Annotated in this window: 4 protein-coding genes; all 4 read right to left on the bottom strand. The window is 75.1% G+C overall.

Translation table 11 applies throughout. The features are described from left to right. Positions 1 to 151: 151 nt before the first annotated feature. Genes OV090_RS41535 through OV090_RS41520 form a run of 4 tightly spaced genes read right to left on the bottom strand, consistent with a single transcriptional unit; the run spans position 152 to position 17,722 of the window. Complete coding sequence (locus OV090_RS41535; RefSeq protein ID WP_267710423.1) at positions 152 to 5,944, bottom strand: type I polyketide synthase; 5,793 nt, start codon at positions 5,942 to 5,944, stop codon at positions 152 to 154. 44 nt (positions 5,945 to 5,988) lie between these two features. Next, the gene (locus tag OV090_RS41530) at positions 5,989 to 10,179 is read right to left on the bottom strand and encodes an amino acid adenylation domain-containing protein (protein ID WP_267710422.1); all 4,191 of its coding nucleotides are present in this window, start codon (positions 10,177 to 10,179) and stop codon (positions 5,989 to 5,991) included. Further along, on the bottom strand, positions 10,176 to 15,536 hold the full coding sequence (locus OV090_RS41525; protein WP_267710421.1) for a type I polyketide synthase: 5,361 nt from the start codon (positions 15,534 to 15,536) through the stop codon (positions 10,176 to 10,178). Before OV090_RS41525 ends, OV090_RS41530 begins: the two co-directional genes overlap by 4 nt. Beyond that, complete coding sequence (locus OV090_RS41520; RefSeq protein ID WP_267710420.1) at positions 15,533 to 17,722, bottom strand: beta-ketoacyl synthase N-terminal-like domain-containing protein; 2,190 nt, start codon at positions 17,720 to 17,722, stop codon at positions 15,533 to 15,535. Before OV090_RS41520 ends, OV090_RS41525 begins: the two co-directional genes overlap by 4 nt. Between the last annotated feature and the right edge of the window lie 4 nt (positions 17,723 to 17,726).

Raw genomic sequence — 17,726 nt, 5'->3', positions numbered from 1 at the left:
TGCTGTGCTTGGCGGGGGGCAGGTCGAGGCGCGGCGCCAGGGGCGGTGATGTGTCCCGGGGGACATGTCCCAAGTGATGCTCGGTGAGGCGTGGCGATTTGTCCCGGAGGACAGGTCGTGAGCGGCCATCGGATGTCGGATGTCCCGAGGGTCAGGTAAGCAGTTGTTCGCCGAGCTCGAGCAGCTCCTGGTCGGAGAGGGTGTCGAGGTCGAGGGCGGGCGCGGGGGCGGGTGCGGGCGGCGGGGCGTCCCAGCCGAGGCGTTCGCCGAGGTGGCGGGCGAGGTCGTGGACGGTCGGCCAGGTCCAGATCAGGGTGGCCGAGAGGGTGAGGCCGAGGCCGGCCTCGAGGCGGTTGCGCAGCTCGAGGCCGAGCAAGGAGTCGAAGCCGAGCTGGCGGAACGGCAGGTCGCGGTCGACCCGCGCGGGGTCGATGCGGACGATCTCGGCGACCTGGGCGGTGATGAAGCGGTCGAGCGCGGCGCGGCGACTGGCGAGGTCGCCGTCCTGCAGGGCGGCGCGCAGGGCCGCGGCCGCAGGGGCCGCGGGGCGGGTCCGCGGGCCGCGGCGCAGCAGCGGGGCGAGGACGGTCGAGGCGGCCCGCTGCGGATAAAACTCGAGCCATTGCTGCGAGTCGAGGAGGGCCACGCCGAGCTGCGGGCGGGCGCTGGCGATCGCTTCAAAGAGGACCGCGGCGCCGTCTTCGGGGCGGATGTCGCCGACGCCGCGCGAGGACAGGCGGGCGCCGGCGTCGGCGACGAGGCCCATGCCGACGCCGGAGAACAGGCCCCAGTTGATGCTGGTGGCCGGCTGGCCGAGGCGGCGGCGATGATGGGCGAGGGCGTCGAGGGCGGCGTTGGCGGCGACGTAGTTGGCGAGGCCGGGGGCGCCGAGGACTGCGCTGACGGAGGAGTAGAGGACGAAGAAGTCGAGCGGGCGGGCCTGGGTGAGGCGGTGGAGGTTGCAGGCGCCGTGGAGCTTGGGGGCGAGGACGGTGCGCAGGCGATCGAGGCTCTGGCCGGCGATGAGGCCGTCGTCGAGGGCGCCTGCGGCGTGGAGGATGCCGCGCAGCGGAGGCATGGCGGCGTCGAGGCGGTGGAGCGCGGCGGCGAGGGCGTCGGGGTCGGCGACGTCGACGTGGACGAGCTCGACGCGGGCGCCGCGATGCGTGAGCGCGGCGACTGCTTCGGCCTGGGCGGGGCCGGGGGCGCTGCGGCCGAGGAGGGCGAGGTGGCGTGCGCCGCGATCGACGAGCCAGCCGGCGGCGAGCAGGCCGAGACCGCCGAGGCCGCCGGTGATCAAGTAGGTGGCGTCGCTGCGGATCGGCGGAGGACCGGCGAGCGGGAGCTCGAGCGGGGCGACGCGCGCGAGATGGCGACGGGCGCCTCGCAGGGCGACCTCCTCCTCGGGATCGTCGGCGCACAGCTCGGCGACGAGGGCGTCGACGGTGGCGAGGTCGCTGTCGATGTCGACCCGCTTGCACCGCAGCTCGGGGTGCTCGAAGGGGACGGTGCGACCGAGGCCCCACAGCGGGGCGTGGGTGGGGTCGATCGCCGCGGCGTCGGGGAGGGCGGCGAGGCGCCGCGTGACGAACCACAGGCGCGGCGGATCGCGCCAGGCGAGGCGGGCGAGGGCCTGGACTGCGTGGAGGCCGACGCCGTAGCCGCGGCGCTGGGCGGCGTCGAGGGCGGCCGGGTCGAGGGGCGCGGAGGCGTCGGCGGCGAGGGCAGGGTCGGGCGGCGCGGAGGTGCCGTGGGCTGCGAGGGCGGCGAGGCCGGGAGGCGCGGAGGCGTCGGGGCCGAGAGCGCCGAGGTGTACGAGGCCGCGCAGCGGGAGGCCTTCGCGGCGGGACTCGAGGGCCTGGACGAGGGTGTCGGCGTCGGCGGCGAGGCGCAGCGGGAGCCGCTCGCAGGCCTGATCGCGGGCGTGCAGGCCGGCGATCAGGGCGTCGGCGAGCGGGCCCGGATCGGCGAGGAGCAGCCAGCGACCGGGCCGCGCGGCGGGGACGGGAACGGGGCCGGGCTGCCACTGCGGGGCCATGTAGGGGATCGCAGGGCGGGGGGCGTGGCGGGCCCGCACCGCGGCGAAGTCGATGCGGCGCAGCTGCAGGCCGACGGCGGTGAGCAAGAGGCCGCCGTGCAGATCGTGCAAGTCGAGGTCGGCGAGGAAGCCGTCGGCGGTGGCCTGGCGCACGCGCACGTGGCTGTGGGCGACGGGGCCGGGGCGGGCGTGGAGGACGAGCCGCTCGATGCCTGCGAGGACGCGCGCGCCGGCGGTCGGATCGACCTCGCCGTGGGCGGCGAGCAGGACCTGGAAGGCGGCGTCGAGCAGGACGGGGTGCAGAGGGGCGTCGCCGGTCACGCCGTCGGGGAGGTGCAGCTCGCCGAGTGCCTCGCCGTCGCCGGCCCACACGCGGCGCACGGCCTGAAACGCGGGGCCGTAGCCGAGGCCGACCTCGGCGAGATTTTTATAATAGTCGGGGCCGGCGAGCACAGGGCGGGTCTGCAGGGCGGCGAGGCTGTCCGAAGGGTCATGTGCGAGCGTGCGGCTCGGCGTCGCTGCGACGCTGGTCGAAGGGGCATGTCCGACCGGGCCGGTCGAAGATCCCGGGAGGATGTCCGAAGGGGCATGTGCGGACGGGTCGGTCGGCGTCGCGGCATGGCTGGTCGAAGGGGCATGTCCGATCGGGCTGGTCGCGGCGCTGATGCTGCTGCTCGAAGGGACATGTCCGATCGGGCTCGTCGCGTCGGCCTGCGCGCGCGGGCGGAGGGTGGCGGTGACGTGGACTTGCCAGGCGTCGTCGCCGGCGGGGCTGGCGATCTGGACGGTGAAGCCGTCGGGGTCGGCGCGCAGGACGGTTTGGAGCTGGAGGCTGCCGTCGTCGGGGACGACGGCGGGGCTGTGGAGGGCGAGGTCGACGAGGGCGTGGGCGCCGGCGCCGACGGCCTCGGCGGCGGCGAGGGCCATGGCGATGAACTCGGCGCCGGGGACGAGGACGATGTCGCCGAGGCGGTGGTCGGCGAGGTAGGGGGCGGCGGCGAGGTCGAGGCTGCGCTCCCAGAACCAGGTGCGGTCGAGCGAGGAGCGCAGGGCGCCGCCGAGCAATGGGTGGGCGCCGTGGACTTTGCCGATCGCGGCGGCGCGGGTCGGGGCGATCCAGTGGCGCGTGCGCTGCCACGGGTAGCGCGGCAGCGGGAGCGGGCGGCCGGGTCGGGCGTGCAGCTTGGACCACTCGACGGGGTAGCCGCGGGTGTAGAGGGCGCCCAGCGCGGCGAGGAGGACGGCGCGCTCGTCCTGGTCGCGGCGGCCGCTGACGACCGCGAGGTCGGGCCGGCCGCGCTCCTGGATCATCGACTCGACGAACGGCAAGAGGACCGGGTGCGGGGCGATCTCGACGAACACTGCGTCGCCGCCGACGAGCAGGCGATCGATCGCGGCGGCGAACTGGACCGGCTCGCGGAGGTTGCGGACCCAGTACTCGGGGCCGAGCTCGCGGCCGGCGACGTCGCCGAGGTCGACGGTGGAGGTCATCGGCACGCGCGCGGGCCTGGGCGCGAGGCCGTGCAGGGCGGTGAGCAGCGGGGCGCGCAGCGGGTCGACCTGCGGGCTGTGCGAGGCGACGTCGACCTTGACCTTGCGGCAGAACACGCCATCGGCGGCGAGCTCGCCGAGGATCTGCTCGAGAGCGTCGGGGTCGCCCGAGAGCACGGTGCTGCGCGGGCTGTTGCTGACCGCGATCGAGACGCGGTCCTCGCGGCCGCGCAGGCGCTCGCGCGCGGCGGCCTGCGACAGCTCGACGACGGCCATGGCGCCGCGTCCGCCGAGCGGGCGCATCAAGCGGCTGCGCACGCAGACGATCCGCGCGGCGTCGTCGAGGTCGAGGACGCCGGCGACGTGGGCCGCGGCGATCTCGCCCATGCTGTGGCCGACGACCGCGTCGGGGACGACGCCCCAGGCGCGCCACTGGGCCGCGAGCGCGACCTGGACGGCGAACAGGACCGGCTGCAGATGGTCGATGCGGCCGAGCCAGGCGGCCTCGTCGGACTGCAGGGCTGCGATCGGCGAGAAGCCGGCGTGGCGCTGGACCGCGGCGTCGACGGCCTGCAGGGCGGCGCGGAAGGCCGGCTCGCGGGCGAACAGGCGGCGGCCCATGCCGGCCCACTGCGAGCCCTGGCCGGGGAACACGAACACGACCCGCGGGCGGGCGCCAGCGTCGCGGCGGCCTGTCTCGTCGAGGCCGGCCTCGAGGCGCGCGAGCTCGGCGTCGAGCTCGGCGCAGTCGCGGCCGACTGCCGCGAGGCGCCACGGGTGATGGGCCCGGCGCACACCTGACCCATGGGCCAGGTCGGCGAGATCGAGGTCGGCGGCGGGCTCGGCGAGGCGGGAGCGCCAGGCGCCGACGAGGGCGCGCAGGGCCTGCGGGTCGCGGGCCGAGAGCGGGAGCAGGAGGGCGTCCGGGGCGTCGACGGGGTGCGTGGAATGGGGGAGCGCCGAATCGGGGAGCGCCGAATCGCGGGATGCAGAATCAACGGCCGCTGATTCGCGGTGCGCAGAGTTAGCGGTCGCTGCAAAACAGCGTGCAGAATCCGTTTGCGCTGCTTTGCCGTGATTCGATGTTTCGCGCGGGGCGACGCGCGCGGCGGCCGGGGCCTCTTCCAAAATGACGTGTGCGTTGGTGCCGCCGATGCCGAACGAGCTGATGCCGGCGCGGCGCGGCTCCTGGCCTTCGGGCCAGGCGGTGAGCGCGGCGTTGACGTGGAGGGCGCTGCCGTCGAGGTCGATCTCGGGGTTGAGTGTCTTGAAAAAGAGACTCGGCGGGAGCTGGCGGTGGCGCAGGGCCAGCACTGTCTTTATTAAACTGGCGACGCCGGCGGCCGACTCCAGGTGGCCGATGTTGGGCTTGACCGAGCCGACGGCGATCTGGTGCGGGGGCTTGACGTCGCGGAACACGGTCGACAGGGCGGCGAACTCGATCGGGTCGCCGAGGGGGGTGCCGGTGCCGTGGGCCTCGATGTATTGGATCGAGGCCGGGTCGACGCCGGCGATCCCGAGGGCCTCGCCGATCACCCGCGCCTGGCCGGCCTGGCTCGGGGCGGTGAAGCCGACCTTGTGGGCGCCGTCGTTGCCGACGGCCGAGCCGCGCACGACGGCGTGGATCGGGTCGCCGGCGGCCAGCGCGTCCTCGAGGCGGCGCAGGACCACCACGCCGCAGCCGTTGCCGAAGATCGTGCCGCGGGCGTCGGCGTCGAAGGCCCGGCAGCGGCCGTCGGGCGCGAACAGGGCCCCGGGCTCGTAGAGGTAGCCGGCGCGGTGCGGCAGGCGGATGGTGACGCCGCCGGCGAGGGCCAGGTCGCACTCGCGGTCGAGCAGGGCGGTGCTCGCCAGGTGCACTGCCACCAGCGAGGTCGAGCAGGCGGTCTGGACGGCGACGCACGGGCCGCGCAGGTCGAGCAGGTAGGCCAGGCGCGTGGCGAGGTAGTCCTTGTCGTTGCCCATGAAGGCCTGGAACCACCCGGGCCAGCCCTGCGCCGCCGGGGCGCCGCGCAGGTTCTCGGCGTAGTAGGTGCTCATGGTCGAACCGGCGTAGACGCCGACCGCCCCGTCGAAGCGCGACGGGTCGCAGCCGGCGTCCTCGAGCGCCTCCCAGGCGCACTCGAGGAACAGGCGCTGCTGCGGGTCCATCAGCTCGGCCTCGCGGGCGCTGACGCCGAAGAAGCCGGCGTCGAACGACTCGATGTCCCCGAGGACAGGTCGCGCGCGCACGTACTCGGGCCGGGCCGCCAGCGCCGGGTCGACGCCGGCCGCCCGCAGGTCGTCGTCGCCGAGGCGAGCGACCGACTCGACGCCGTCCCGCAGGTTGCGCCAGAAGGTGTCGAGGTCGGGCGCGCCGGGGAAGCGACCGGCCATGCCGACGATGGCGATCGCGTGCTCGGGGATGTCAGTCATCGCTGGCTCCGTGGTCGTGGCGAGCGTGGGCCCGGCGTCGCGCGTCAGGCATGGTCGCCTCCGCGGCCGCGGCGGCCTCGCGCGGCCAGGCGGGCCTCGACGCGGGTCTGGGCCTGTTGCTGGATCTGGGTCGCGGCCTCCTCGGCGGCGCCGAGCTCGAGCTGGCCCGCCAGCACGCGCACCGTGGCGGCGCGGAACAGGGTCGTGACAGTGACCTGGCAGCCGAGCTCGGTGCGCAGGCGGCCGGCGATCCGCACCAGGTGGACCGAGGTCGCGCCGAGCTCGAAGAAGTTCTGATCGCGCTCGAGGCGATCGACCTTCAGGACATCGGCGACGATGGCGGCGACGCGCTCCGCGAGGCCGCTGGCGGCCGGCGCGGGGGCGCTGGCGTCGGTGACGCTGCGGGCGGCGAGGGCCTTGCGATCGAGCTTGCCGTTGGCGGTGCGCGGCAGGGCGTCGACGAGGACGTAGGTCGCAGGGACCAGGGCCTCGGGCAGGCGCGTGCGCAGCCAGGCGCGCAGGCCGGTGGGGCCGAGCGGGCCGGCCGGCGGGGGCGAGGCGGCCTGGACGTCGGGCAGGCCGCCGACGTGGCTGTGGAGGACGACGTGGCCGTCGTCGAGGCCGAGCGGGCCGCGGAGGGCGGCGTCGTCGAGGCCGCCAATCGGGCACAGGCCGAGGCCGTGCTGGGCGGCGGCGAGCATGAGGAGCTGGCTGGCGTAGCCGGCCTCGAGCAGGCAGAAGTCGTGGGCCTGGGAGCCGTAGAGCGGCTCGATGGCCCGCCGCTGGCCGACGAGGAGCAGCGAGAAGGCGGCCGCGGTGAAGGCGGGGCGGTTGACGGGGGCGTGGACGCCGGCGTCGGGGAGGTCGTCGCCGAGGCGTACGAGGCGGTGCTCGACCGGGTCGTAGTGATAGGCGCCGCCGTCCAGGCCGTCGATCCGACCTGGCTTTACGAACATGTACACCTGGACAGGGTAGAGGCTGCCGGCAGAGGGGTAGCCGCGGCGGGTCAGGTCGCCGTCTCGGTGGGCGCGCAGGCCGGCGAGGAGACCGGCGAGGGCGGCCAGCGGGACCGGCTCGGGGCGGAAGCCGCGGTGGCTGCGGCGGGCGGCGACGAGGGCGGACAGGGGGTCGGCGTCCGGCGCGGGCAAAGCGACCGCGGGGCGACCGGCGAGGTCGCTGCGCAGCTCGTGGTGGCGCAGCTTGAACTCGAGCTTGGCGGCAGGGTCGTCGAGCGACGGGTCGGCGCCCTGCGGGCGGGGGGCGTCGTCGGGCTCGGGTCGGGCGTCGGTCTCGTCCGGTACGACGAAGGCGACGAGGTGACGCGCGCCGCCCGGCTCGCCCTTGGCGATCACTGCGCAGGCGCGGACCTGCGGGTGACGCCCGAGCTCGGCCTCGATCTCCTCGAGCTCGATGCGCACGCCGCCGACCTTGACCTGGTTGTCGGCGCGGCCGAGGAACTCGATGTTGCCGTCGGGCAACCACCGCCCGAGGTCGCCGCTGCGATAGAGGCGCTCGCCAGTGACGGGGTGGACCACGAAGGCGGCGGCGGTGCGGGCCTCGTCGCGCCAGTAGCCGCGGGCCAGGCCGGCGCCGCCGATCCAGAGCTCGCCCGGGACCCAGGTCGGGCATGGGCGCAGGGTCGCGTCGAGCACGTGGTAGCGGCTGTTGGTCAGCGGGCGGCCGTAGGGGATGCTGCGCCAGGCCGGGTCGACTGCGCCGATCGGGTACCAGATGTCCCAGATCGTGGTCTCGGTCGGGCCGCCGGAGGCGATCATGTCGACGCGCGGGAGGTGGGCGCGCAGGCGGTCGGGCAGGCCGACGGGGATCCAGTCGCCGGCGAGGATGACCCACCGCAGGGCCTCGGGGACGTCGCCGGGGCTGTGCCCCAGGTGCTCGACGAGCATCTCGAGGAAGGCGGGCACCGAGTTCCACAGGCTGACCCGCTCGCGCCGCATCAGCGCGGTCCAGTGGGCCGGGTCGCGCACCGCGGCGGCGTCGGGCACGACGATGGTGGCCCCGGCCGCGAGCACGCCGAAGATGTCCCACACCGAGAGGTCGTGGTGCAGGGCGGTCAGCGCGAGGCAGCGGTCGTCGGGGCCGACGCCGGCGCGCAGGTTGACGTCGAGCATGCGGTTCACGACGCTGCGCTGCTCGATCATCACGCCCTTGGGCTGACCGGTCGAGCCGGAGGTGTAGAGCACGTAGGCGAGGTCGCCCGGGCGCTGCGCCGGGGCCAGCGGGGCGTCGTCCTCGCGGGTGAAGTCGTCGCCGTCGATCCGCAGGCGCTGCACGTCGGCGGGCCAGGAGAGGCGAGCGTCGAGGTGCGACTGAGTCAGCACCAGCTTGACCTCGGCGTGCGCGAGCAGCCAGTGCAGGCGCGCCGGCGGGACGGCGGGGTCGATCGGGACGTAGGCGGCGCCGGCCATGTGGATGCCGAGCGCGGCGACGACCTGCTCCCAGCCCTTCTCCATCACGATCGCCACCAGGGCGTCGGGCACTGCCCCGAGCGCGCGCAGGCGGTTGCCGACCTGGCAGGCGCGGCGGTGCAGCTCGGCGTAGGTGAGGGTGCGGCCGCCGGCGATCACCGCGGGGTGGTCAGGGCGGCGCGGGACCTGGGCCTCGAACAGGCGGTGCAGCAGGACGTCGGGGATCGCCGCCTCGGTGCGGTTGGCGGCGTCGTGGCTGGCCAATTGGTCAGGTGGCGTCAGGAGCAGCGGGCCGCGCCAGGCCTGCTCGTCGTCGGCGAGGCGGCGCAGCAGGCGGCAGTGGGCGGCCAGCATGTCGTCGACCATGCCGGGCGGGAACAGGCCCTCGACGGCGTCCCAGGTCAGGCGCAGGCCCTCGGCGTCCTCGTGGACCTGGTAGTCGAGCCACACCTGCGGGGTCTGGGTGAGGATGAACTCGACGCTGCCGAGCCGCTCGAGCGCGGTGTACAGCGGCGCGAACCCCTTGGCGCCGAGGTTCAGCATGTTGGTGAAGACGATCGGCATGATCGCGCCGGCGTACTGCTGGCGGACCCGCGCCAGCTCGCGCAGGACCTCGATGCCGCTGACCTCGTGGTGCTCGAGGTCGTGCCACAGCTGCTGCTGGATCGCCCGCGCGCGCGCCTCGAAGTCGGCGTGGGCCGAGCCCTCGACGCCGAGCAGGATCATCGAGGTGAAGTCGCCGAGGATCGCGTCGACCTGCGGGTGGACCGGCAGGCGGTTGAACAGGGTGACGTTGAGGGTGAAGTCGGGGCCCTTGCCCCACGCGGCCAGGACCTCGGCGTAGGCGGCCGCGAGCACCGACGACACGGTCAGGTCGCGGGCGGTCGCGGCGGCCTTGAGCCGCTCCCACGCGGCGCGCTCGACCTTGGCGGTCTTGTGGACGAAGCGGGTGCGGCCGCGCGGGCCGCCGGCGGTCACCAGCTCGGGCGCGGGCGGCAGCTGCGGGACGCGCTGCTTCCAGTAGGCGAGCGACTGCTGGTAGGCCGGCGACTTCTGCATCTCGAGCTCGGCGAGCACGTAGTCGCGGTAGCTCAGCTCGAGCGGCTCGAGCGACGTGTTCGCGTCGAAGTAGGAGCGGGTCCACTCGTCGAGCAGCAGCATGAGGCTGCCGCCGTCCATGTTGACGAGGTCGACGCTGAGGTGCAGGCGCGTGACGCCGCCCGGCAGGAGGGAGGCGCGGATCTCGAAGGCCGGCCAGCGGTCGTTCGGCAGCACCTGGTGCGAGAGCTCGTCGCGGACTGCGGCCAGGGCGGCGTCGACGTCTGCGACCTCGCGCAGGTCGGCGACGATGAATCGATAGTCGGGGACCTGCTCGAGGATCCGCTGGCGGCCGTCGGCGGCGACGACCGAGTGCAGCATGTCGTGGCGCCGCACCATGCGGTTCCACGCGGCCTCGAGGCGCGGCAGGTCGAGGCTCCTGCCGTCGACCTCGACGTAAAAGTGGATCGAGACGTCGCCCTGGTCGAACTCCGACATGCGGCCGACCCAGTAGGCCTGCTGGATGTCGGTCAGCGGGAACGGCTCATGGCGCGCGGCGAGGTCGGGGGTGACGCGGGGGACGGCGGGCTGGGCATCGGCCCGGACGTCGCGGCGCAGCAGGGCCAGGATCGCGGGCTTGTGCTGCAGCAGCTGCTCGCGCAGCCACGGGGTCAGCGCGCCCCGAGGCGCCCGCACTGTGAGGTCGTCGCCGTCGGCCGCGATGCGGATGTTCTGCTGCGCCAGTTCGTTGAGGAGCTGTGTCACGTTCATAAGCGGGTCACTTCCCATTCGTCGGCGGCCCCGGCAGCGTCGCCGCGGTCGCGCATCGCCTCGACGAGGCGCTCTTCGGTCCATCGCTCGCCGAGCTCGCGACCGAGCTGGCGCAGCGTCGTCCCCTGCAGGAACGACACCACCGGCAGCCGGACGCCGAGCCGCGCGTGGACCCGGTTCTTCAGCTCGATCGCCATCAGCGAGTCGACCCCGTGGTGCTTCAGCGGGGCGTCGTGATCGATCTGCGTCGGCGACAGGCGCAGCACCTGGGCGACCTGATCGCGCAGGAACTGCTCGCACAGGCGCGCGCGCTCGGGCGGCGTCGCGGTCGTCAGCGCGGCCTGCAGATCGGGGGCCGCGTCGGTGGCGGCGATCTGCTCGCGCAGGCGCGCGAACAGGCCGCTGCGAGCGATCTGCGGGTGGTACTCGAGCCAGCGCGCGGGGTCGAAGGCGGCGACGCCGAGCTGCAGCTCGCCGGCGGCGAGCAGGCGACCGAGCAAGGGACCGCTGCTGGCGGGGTCGAGCGAGGCCATGCCGCGCTCGGCCAGGCGAGCGCCGCGATCGGCTCGCGCTGCGGCGAGGCCGACGTCGGCGAAGGCGCCCCAGTGGATCGCCAGGGCCGGCAGGCCGGCCGCGCGGCGCTGGACCGCGAGGGCGTCGACGAAGGCGTTGGCGGCGGCGTAGTTGGCCTGGCCCGGCGAGCCGAACAGCGAGGAGGCCGAGGAGTAGAGGACGAAGAAGTCGAGCGGGAGGTCGCGCGTGGCCTGGTGGAGGTTCCAGGCGCCGCGGACCTTCGGCGCGAACACGCTGCGCAGGCGCTCGCGGTCCTGGTCGACGACGAGGCCGTCGTGGAGGACTCCGGCCGCGTGGACGATGCCGGCGAGCGGTGGTCCTTGCAGTTGCACGGAGCTCAGGACGCGCGCGAGCTCGGCCGGCTCGGCGATGTCGGCCCGCTCGACCACGACCTGCGCGCCGGCCTCGGCGAGCCCGGCGATCGCCGCGATCTGAGCGTCGCTCGTGACGCCGCTGCGGCCGACGAGGACGAGGTGGCGCGCGCCCGCCTGCACCAGCCAGCGCGCGGCCTCGAGGCCGAGGCCGCCGAGGCCGCCGGTGAGCAAGTAGGTGGCGTCGGGGCGGACGGGGAAGGCTGCGGGCGGGGGCAGCGGGCGCGGGACGATGCGGGCGATCCGACGGCCGTCCGGGCGCAGGGCGACCTCGTCGTCGTCGCGCCCTGCGAGCAGCTCGCCGGCGAGCTGGGCGAAGGCCGAGGGATCGGCGAGGACGTCGACGCGGGTGCAGCGGAGCTCGGGGTGCTCGTAGGCGACGGTGCGCCCGAGGCCCCAGGCCATCGCGGCCGACGCATCGACCTCGATGGATTCGCCGCCGACGTCGTGGGCCTGGCGCGTGACGAGCCACAGCCGCGGCGCTGCGTCGCGACCGACGATGGTTTTGATGATTTCGAGGGCGCCGAGCCAGCCGCGTTCGCCGAGGTCGCTGGCGCGCTGCGGGATCATGCAGACCACGCCTCGCGGAGCATCGCCGGCGAGGGCGGGGCCGAGGTCGTGATGGAGGCGATCGAGGGCGATTGCGGTGATCCGCTGGTTTCGCTGCACGAGCGCGGCGGTCAGCGGGGCGAGGTCGTCGGGGTCGCCGACGACGATCCAGCTCGCGGCGATGTCGTCGCTGGGCTTGGCGGGCTCGGTCGGCTCCCAGGTGACTGCGAAGGCGGCTGGTTGAACTTTGGCTTCGAGGCGCTGGACGCGGAGGCCGACGATCTCGGCGATCACTGCGCCGCGCGCGTCCAGCAGCTCGATGTCGGCGGTCGCGAATTCGCCGGCGCCCGGGCGCAGGCGGACGTGGCTGGTCAGAGTGGCGCCGGGGCGGGTGTGCAGGCGGACATGCTCGGCGGCGATCGGCAGGGCCGGGCCTGTCGCGCGCAGACAGTCGGGCAAGGCGGCGAGGATCGTGTGCAGGCCGGCGTCGAGGAGGGCCGGGTGGATCCGGTGGCGCTCGGCAGTGGCTGCCAGCGCGGGCGGCAAGCGCAGCTCGGCCAGCGCCTCGCCGGGGCCGTGGACGAGCGACTGCACGCCGCGGAAGGCCGGGCCGTACTCGAGGCCTTGTTGATTGAGTTTTTTATAAAAGGCGTCGCCGGTCAGCGACTCGCGGCAGCGGGCGCGGATCTCCGCGAGGTCGCGAATGATGGGAGAGGTCGCGTCGCAGCGGGTCGCGCGGGCGGTGGCGTGGATCGTCCACGCGGCGTCGCCGGTGCGGCTGGCGAGCTGGATGGTGGCGGCGTCGGCTTCCGTCGTGACCGCGACCTGGACCTGGCGCGGATCGTCGGCGAGCACCAGCGCGGTGGAGAATCCGACGTCGGCGAGCTGCCAGGGTCCTGTCCCGAGGGACAGCTCGGCGACGGTCAGCGCCATCTCGAGGGTCGCGGCGCCCGGCAGCACCGTCGCGCCCTGGACCTTGTGGTCGGCCAGCCAGGGCGGGTCGTCGGCGGCGAGGTCGGTCTGCCAGAACTGCGTCGGCGTGGCGACCGAGGCGGCGAAGCGGGAGCCGAGCAGCGGGTGCTCGCGGCGGGCCTCGTCGGCGCGCGGGCGTCGGCGCGTGGTCGGCAGCCAGTGGCGCTGGCGCTGCCACGGGTAGCGCGGCAGGGCCACGTGCGGGGCCTTGCCCGGCCACAGGCGGGCCCACGCGAGCGGGTGGCCGTGGACGTGCAGGGTCGCCAGGCCGGCCAGCAGCGCGGCGCGCTCGTCCTGCTCGCGGCGCAGGCTCGCCAGCGCCAGGGCCGGGCCGTCGCCGGGCTCGCGCGCGTGAGCCTCGGCCGCCATCGCCGAGAGGAACGGCAGCACGACCGGGTGCGGGCTGACCTCGAGCAGGACGTCGTGGCCGTCGCCGAGGAGGCGCTCGATCACCGGGGCGAAGCGGACCGGGTCGCGCAGGTTCTTCCACCAATAGGCGGGGTCGAGCTCGGCGCCGTGGATCCGCTCGCCCGTGACTGTCGAGTGCAGCGGGACCGCGCCGGCGCGCGGGCGGATGCCGGCGAGGGCGCGCAGCAGGTCGTCGCGCAGCGGGTCGACCATCGGGCTGTGCGAGGCGACGTCGACCTTGACGCGCCGGCAGAACACCTCGCGCGCCTGCCACTCGGCGAGCAGGACGTCGATCGCGGCCGGGTCGCCGGCGATCACGGTCGAGCGCGGGCCGTTGAGCGCGGCGATGGTGACGCGGCCGCCGTGGCGGGCGAGGGCGATAGCGACGTCGGCGGCCGCGAGCTCGACCGCGGCCATGGCTCCCTGACCGCCGAGGCGGCGCATCAGGCGGCTGCGCTCGCAGATCACCTGGGCCGCGTCGTCGAGAGAGAGCGCCCCGGAGACGCAGGCGGCCGCGACCTCGCCCATGCTGTGGCCGACGACCACGTCCGGCTCGATACCCCAGGCGCGCCACAGGGCCGCGAGCGCGACCGACACCGCGAACAGGGTCGGCTGGACGACGTCGATCGTCGTCAGCGGCGGCGCGTCGGGATCGCCGGCGAGCACCTGCGACGGCGACCAGCCGGTGAAGCGGCGCACCGCGACGTCGACCTCGGCCAGGGCGGCGCGGAACACCGGCTCCTCGGCGAGCAGCTGGCGGCCCATGCCGAGCCACTGCGAGCCCTGGCCGGGGAACACGAACACGATCCGCGAGCGGGCGCGCGGGCGGGCGCGGGCGGCCTGGCAGTCGGCGTGGGCGGGGTCGTCGGCGAAGCCGCGCAGGCGCTCGGCGACGTCGTGGTGAGTGGCGCCGACGACCGCGAGGCGGTGCTCGTGATGATCGCGGCGGCGGGCCGCGGCTGCCGCGACTGCGGCCAGCGGCGGGGCGCCTTCGGCCTGCAGCAGGTCGGTGAAGGCGCGCGCCAGGGCCTTCAGGGCCTCGGGGCTGCGGGCCGAGACGACGAGCAGCTGGGCCCGCGGGTCGGCGCTCGCGGGGAGCTCCGACGCGGGCGGCTCGGCGAGCACGACGTGGGCGTTGATGCCGCTGAGGCCGAACGCGCTGACGCCGGCGATCCGCGGCCGGCCGTCGTCGGGCCACGCGGTCGGCGACGTCGGCACGCTCATCGCGTGGCTGTCCCACGGGACATGTCGATTGCGGTGCTGCAGCGTCGGGTGCGGCGGGAACTCGCGCCGCGCCAGCACCAGCGCGGCCTTGACCAGGCCGGCGATCCCGGCGGCGGCGTCGAGGTGGCCGATGTTGGCCTTGAGCGCGCCGAGCCGCAGCGGGGCGGTGGCGTCGCGGCCGGGGCCGAGGGCGGCGGCGATCGCCCGCGTCTCGATGAGATCGCCGAGCTCGGTGCCGGTGCCGTGGGCCTCGTGGTAGCCGACCTGGCGCGGCTCGACGCCGGCGTCGACGAGGGCGGCGCGGATCAGGGCCTCCTGGGCCGCGCCGCTCGGGACGGTGAGCCCGCCGCTGGCGCCGTCGTGGTTGATCGCCGAGCCGCGGATGACCGCGACGATCCGGTCGCCGTCGCGCTCGGCGTCGGCGAGGCGGCGAAGCACGATCATCGCCGCCCCCTCGCCGCGGCCGAGGCCGTCGGCGCCGGCGTCGAAGGTCTTGCACAGGCCGTCGGCCGCCATCACCCGCGACTTCGACAGGGCGATCGTCAGCTCGGGCGTGATCACCAGGCTGACGCCGCCGGCGAGGGCCAGGTCGCACTCGCCGGCCCGCAGGCTGCGGCAGGCCTGATGCACCGCCACCAGAGAGGAGGAGCAGGCGGTGTCGATCGCCAGGCACGGGCCCTGGAGGCCGAGCAGGTAGGCGATCCGGCCCGGCGCGAACGACATCTCGTTGCCGGTCAGCCAGTAGGTGTCGATCGCGGCCGGGTCGCCGTCGGCCAGCAGCTTGCCGTACTCGCTGCTCATGATGCCGGCGAACACGCCGGTGCGCGTGCCGGCCAGCGCCGCGGTGGCGACGCCGGCGTCCTCGAGCGCCTCCCAGGCGACCTCGGCGAGCAGGCGGTGCTGCGGGTCGATGCGCTCCGCCTCGCGCGGCGAGACGCCGAAGAAGGCGGCGTCGAAGCCGGCGACGTCGCGCAGGAAGTGGCCGTAGCGGCTGGCGACCTTGCCCGGGGCGGTCGGGTCGGGATCGTGGTGGGCGGCGATGTCCCAGCGCTCGGCCGGGACCTCGACGCGGGTGGTGCCGCCGGCGCGGAGCAACTGCCACAGCGCGTCCGGGTCGTCGATGCCGGCGGGCAAGCGGCAGCCGACGCCGACGATGGCGACAGGCTCGCTGCGACCGCGTTCGAGCTCGTCGACGCGGGCCTGCAGCCGCTCGAGCGCGAGGAGGGCCTGCTTGAGCGGGGACAGCTCGGGCGTGGTCATGGCAAGTACCTCCGGAGGTGCTCGAGCCGGCGGGCCAGCTCGGCCTCGGCCTCGACCTCGGTGAGCGCGGCGACCTCGCGGGCGCGGGCGTCGACCGGGGCGTCGGTGACCGCGGCGGGGAAGGCGGCGGCGAGCAGGCGCTCGGCGAGGCCGTCGAGGCTCGGGTGATCGAACAACAAGGTGGGCGAGAGCTCGCAGGCGAGCTCGCGCTGGAAGCGGGTCCGCAGGGCGAGCGCGGTCAGCGAGCTGACGCCGAGGTCGAACAGGCGCGCGTGCGGAGCGATGGCGAGGTCGTCGGGCAGCTCGAGCGCGGCACGCAGGGCCTGCTCGACGTGGCGCTGCAAGCGAGCGCGGCGCAGGCCGGGCGGGACGTCGCGCAGGGTGGCGAGCAAGGTGCCGGCGGCCAAATCGGGGGTGATGGGATCGGCGGTGGTGGTGGCCGGAGAATCAATTTTCTCCGAAATTTCTGATTCAGCGTCCAGAAGCGGCGGCTCGGTGAGCCACTCGAGCCACATGCGCTCGCGCTGCCACGGGTAGGTCGGCAGCGAGACGCAGCGGCCGGCCGGGACGACTGCGCGCCAGTCGATCGTCTGGCCGGCGACGTAGGCGGCGCACTGCGGATCGCTCGCGGGAGCGGAGCTCGCATCGGCGAGCCAGCGCTCGAGCGCGTCGGCCAGGGCGGGGGCCGAGTCGCCGACCACGGCGACGCGATGGGTGTGGTGGCTGCGCAGGACCGCGGCGGTGAAGCAGACGTCGCGCAGCGCGGCGAGGTCGTCGCGATCGAGGCCGCGGAGGACGTCGAGCATCGCGGCGACGTGGGAACGCAGCGCCCGCGGGTCGCGGGCCGACAGCGGCAGCGGCAGCGGGCCGCGCGACACCGGCAGGTCCGCACTTGGTTCAGCCCCCGCGAGCACCGCGTGGGCGTTGACGCCGCTGAAGGACGTCGTGGTCACGGCGGCCAGGCGCGGCCGCTCGCGCTGCGGCCACGGCGTCAGCTCCGTCTGCGCGGCGAGGCCGAGGCCGGCGAGGTCGATCGCGGGGTTGACCCGCTCGAGGTGCAGCGTCGGCGGCAGCTCGCCGTGGTGCAGCGCGAGGCACACCTTGATGACGCTGGCGATCCCGGCGGCCGGCTCGAGGTTGCCGAGGTTGGTCTTGACCGAGCCGACGGCGCACGGCCGCGAGCGTGTCGCGCCGCCGAGGACCGCCCCCAGCGCGGCGGTCTCGGTGGCGTCGCCTTGCGGAAAACCGGTGCCGTGCAGCTCGACGTAGTCGATGTCGGCCGGGTCGACGGCCGCGCGCGCGAGGGCGTCGTGGATCGCCGCGGTCTGGGCCTCGGCGCGCGGGGCCATGATCCACGGGCCGCGGCCGTTGTGGTTGATCGCGACCCCGCGGACGTAGGCGTACACGCGATCGCTGGCAGTGAGCTGCGAGCGCAGCTTGAGCGCCACGAGGCCGGCACCCTCGCCGCGGACGAACCCGTCGCCGTCGGCGTCGAGCGCCCGGCAGCGGCCCTGGGCCGACAGCACGCCGGCCTTGGACATGATGATCGCGCTGTCGGGCGCGAGGATCAGGTTGACCCCGCCGGCCAGGGCGAGCGTGCAGTCGCCGCTCCACAGGCTCTGGCAGGCCTGGTGCAGCGCGACCAGCGAGGCGGAGCAGGTGGCGTCGAGGGCGACGCTCGGGCCGCGCAGGTCGAAGGTGTAGGAGATACGGTTGGCCGCGAAGGCCATCGGCGTGCCGGCGGCGGCGTAGCCGTCGAGGCGGTCGCGGTCGCGCGACTGCATGCGCGCGTAGTCGTTCCAGGTCGCGCCGACGAACACGCCGGTGCGGCTGCCGGCGACGGCCTCGAGCGGGAGGCCGGCGTCCTCCAGCGCCTCCCAGGCGACCTCGAGCAGGAGGCGGTGCTGCGGGTCGATGGCCTTCGCCTCGCGCGGGGACAGCCGCAGGGCCCGCCAGTCGACGCCGTCGACCGCCGGCAAAAAGCCGCCGCTGCGGCACAGGGTGCGCCCGGGTCGCTGCGGGTCGGCGTCGTACAGCGCGGCGGCGTCCCAGCGCGACGGCGGGACGTCGCCGATGGCGTGACGACCGGCGCGCAGCAGCGACCAGTAAGCGGCGGGGTCGGCGGCGCCGGGGAAGCGGCAGCCGATGCCGACGACGGCGACGGGCTCGAGGACGGGCGTGGCCATGATA

Origin of the sequence: Nannocystis sp. RBIL2 (genome assembly GCF_026626745.1) — a bacterium.
In the GTDB taxonomy this organism is placed as follows: Bacteria; Myxococcota_A; Polyangia; order Nannocystales; family Nannocystaceae; genus Nannocystis.
This window is presented reverse-complemented; position numbering and strand designations above follow the sequence as displayed.

Excerpts from the sequence above, each read along its gene's own strand:
- OV090_RS41535 (WP_267710423.1), bottom strand. The coding sequence starts at position 5,944 with ATGACTGACATCCCCGAGCACGCGATCGCCATCGTCGGCATGGCCGGT.
- OV090_RS41530 (WP_267710422.1), bottom strand. The coding sequence starts at position 10,179 with ATGAACGTGACACAGCTCCTCAACGAACTGGCGCAGCAGAACATCCGC.
- OV090_RS41525 (WP_267710421.1), bottom strand. The coding sequence starts at position 15,536 with ATGACCACGCCCGAGCTGTCCCCGCTCAAGCAGGCCCTCCTCGCGCTC.
- OV090_RS41520 (WP_267710420.1), bottom strand. The coding sequence starts at position 17,722 with ATGGCCACGCCCGTCCTCGAGCCCGTCGCCGTCGTCGGCATCGGCTGC.